This window comes from Ciceribacter ferrooxidans (genome assembly GCF_004137355.1).
Classification (GTDB): domain Bacteria; phylum Pseudomonadota; class Alphaproteobacteria; order Rhizobiales; family Rhizobiaceae; genus Allorhizobium; species Allorhizobium ferrooxidans.
This window is the reverse complement of record NZ_SDVB01000084.1, coordinates 1-261: the sequence shown is the minus strand read 5'-3', so window position 1 is coordinate 261 and position 261 is coordinate 1. Positions and strand designations below refer to the sequence as shown.

The window sequence follows — 261 nt, the reverse complement described above, 5'->3', positions numbered from 1 at the left end:
GTACATGATAATGATCTTACAAGGGTATAATCTAAATTGCCTAGTTTTGATGGTAAGTATGATTCCGCCGCTTATGTTAATTGGGAGCTAGCAGTAGAAAAACAATTTGATGAGTATGATTTTTCTAATGCTCAAATGATTAAGGGTGCTAGTAATAAGTGTACTGGTTCTGCATCTTTTTGGTGGCATACTGTGGGAAATAAGCTTGAAACTTGGGATGAATGCAAAATACTAATGAGAAAAAGATTTGTGTTTTCATAC

Annotated in this window: 1 protein-coding gene; it reads left to right on the top strand. The window is 34.1% G+C overall.

The annotated features are described in order from the left end of the window. Positions 1-36: 36 nt before the first annotated feature. On the top strand, positions 37-261 hold a 225-nt coding region (locus EUU22_RS25480), incomplete at its 3' end, for a retrotransposon gag family protein (protein WP_205687821.1).